Origin of the sequence: uncultured Chitinophaga sp. (assembly GCF_937874145.1) — a bacterium.
In the GTDB taxonomy this organism is placed as follows: domain Bacteria; phylum Bacteroidota; class Bacteroidia; order Chitinophagales; family Chitinophagaceae; genus Chitinophaga.
The window spans coordinates 1-2,260 of sequence record NZ_CALNBI010000351.1 but is presented as its reverse complement, the minus strand read 5'-3'; the positions used below and the strand labels follow the sequence as shown (position 1 = coordinate 2,260).

Genomic DNA, 2,260 nt, shown 5'->3' with positions numbered 1-2,260 from the left:
GCAGGGCGGCCAGCTCGACGGCGGTAACCAGCCCCTGGTTGTCGCGCAGGTACGATCCCGCGAAGGCATCGGTGATGGACTGGAGCGCTGTGGCATCGCGGAACCAGGCGTCGTCGTCGATCGTTACGAGGATGGGCGCTTTGGCCATGGTGATGCCGAGGTTGCGGCCCCTGGCCACACCGAGGTTTTCGGGCGAATCCACGTACCGGAAGAAAGGGAACCCGGCCATAAAAGCTTTCACCTCACTGTAGTCCGCCGTAGAGGCGTTATTGATGACGATCACTTCTTCCAGCAATGTGTCCGCGTTTTGTTGCGCGGCCAGGTTGCGGACGAGCATCCCGAGGTCGTCGGGACGGTTATACGTGATGATGATGACGGATAATGGCTTCATATCAATTCTGCAAAAGGCTGCGGTAAGCGGCAGCAAACGCTTCCAGGCTGAAATGTTCGCGGGCGTAGGCGATGTTCCGGTCGCGCATGGCGGCCAGCGTTTCGGTCGTGGCTTCGCGGAGCTGCTTCACTCCTTCCGCGATAATACCGGCTTCGGGCTGGTCGTGTTTAATGAGCCAACCATTCACTCCATGTTGCACATGATACGGAATATCTCCCACATCGGTCGATAATACGGCCAGCCCGCGCGCCATGGCTTCCATGATCACCATCGGGAAACCCTCGCGCGTGGAAGTAATGGCGATAATGCGGTGTTCTCGGTATATGCGGTCGATCAGCCCCGCGTCCGACTGTTCCCCATAGAAGCGGCAATGCTCCTTTTCCGCGGAAGGGATGGCGTTGTCCAGTGGTCCCAGCATACCGGCCTGCATGCCCGCCGCCTTGGCGATGGCGGCTACCAGCCAGGGGCGCTTTTCTTCCGTTCCCCGGCCCACATACAGCAGCCTGGCGGCTTCCGGTAAAGGCGTGGTGTCGGTTGGGATGGGAATGCCGTTCATGATCAACCGGATGCGCTCTCCCAATGCCGCCGGGATGGCGTATTGGCGGTAAAGCTCAAGGTGCTGGCGGATGCTGTCGCGGCTGATCATCACCGTAGTTTCGTAAAACGGGATGAAAGGGATGCGGATATAGGAAAAACTGCAGAATGAATGGATCAGCTCAATCTGGCGGACTTCCCGCGGCACATGCGGCGAAAGCTTGTAGGCGAAATTGCATTGCCCGTTGAACACCACCGGCGCCTTCCGCTGCCGGCGGATGTAACCCGCCACGATCCCGCGCCAGATGAGGTTGTTCCAGTACATGAATTTATTGCTGGTGTACCGGGAGATGTCGCGGATTTCCACGTTGGGCGCTTTGAAATCGTTCAGCAATGCTTTGCCCTGGGATTTTTTTGTAAAGAAGACGATGATCTTTTTATCCGGGAACAGCTGCGTGATCTGCGCATGCACCTTCTCGGCCCCGCCAACGTGATAAAAGGGGAAGAACAGGAACAGGTCGAACTCTTCCTGCAGGGGGCGCAGCTTCGCGATCAGCCTGCCCAGGAGGGCAAACGGAAAGATCACGATGGCTTCGAGGCGCCGTTTCAGCAGGAGGAGTTTATACATGCGCGTTGCGTTGTTTGATGGATTTACCGAAAGCGGTCACCGCGTCGCGGCACATGCCGGCCAGCACCCGGAAATCGAACCCGTTCCACTTCCCTTCCCGGATGCGCCCCGCCAGGTAGCGGCGCTTGCAATGGAAGTGGCGCAGGAAAATATTGTTTTTCTTGATGACCGACACCGTCACCGAGCCCGAATGCACGCGGTACAACAGCAAAGGCTGGGGCAATTTCTCGATCACCTTCCCATCGCCCGCCAGGCGGAGCCAGAGGTCGTAATCTTCGATATGTTTCTGGGAAGCGCGGTACGGATACTGCCGGAACACCTCCGCCCTGGCCATTACGCCGGGATGGGCGATGCAGTTGAAGTGCGGAAGCGCCTTCCGAATCTGTTCGTTGGAAACACAGGCACGGTCTTCGCGCCAGATGCCGGTTTCTTTTCCGTTTTCATCGATGAAGATGATGAAACACCCCACCACTGACACTTCCGGGCGGTCATCAAGCAGGGACGCCTGCTGTTCGAAGCGGATGGGCAGGCACACATCATCGGCGTCGATGCGGGCGATGTATTTCCCCCGCGCCTCGGCGATACCGCGGTTCAGGCTGGCAATGAAGCCCTGGTTGGGTTGCGGGAGATAGCGGATGCGGGGATCAGCGAAGGAAAGGATGGTGGTCTCGCTGTCGTCGGTAGAACCGTCGTTGATAAAAATCAGC

3 protein-coding genes are annotated in these 2,260 nt (G+C 58.2%); all 3 read right to left on the bottom strand.

Going from position 1 to position 2,260, the window contains the following annotated elements; all coding sequences use genetic code 11:
• On the bottom strand, positions 1-391 hold a 391-nt coding region (locus Q0510_RS17170), incomplete at its 3' end, for a glycosyltransferase family 2 protein (protein ID WP_298714592.1).
• A 1-nt stretch (position 392) separates the two neighbouring features.
• Positions 393-1,553: a glycosyltransferase family 4 protein gene (locus tag Q0510_RS17165; RefSeq protein WP_298714588.1), complete on the bottom strand. Its 1,161-nt coding sequence runs from the start codon at positions 1,551-1,553 to the stop codon at positions 393-395.
• The coding region (locus Q0510_RS17160; protein WP_298714585.1) for a glycosyltransferase at positions 1,546-2,260 on the bottom strand (715 nt) is incomplete at its 5' end. The genes Q0510_RS17165 and Q0510_RS17160, both read right to left, overlap by 8 nt.

Bases quoted from the DNA above. Each gene is read 5' to 3' on its own strand.
- Q0510_RS17165 (WP_298714588.1), bottom strand. From the start codon at position 1,553: ATGTATAAACTCCTCCTGCTGAAACGGCGCCTCGAAGCCATCGTGATC.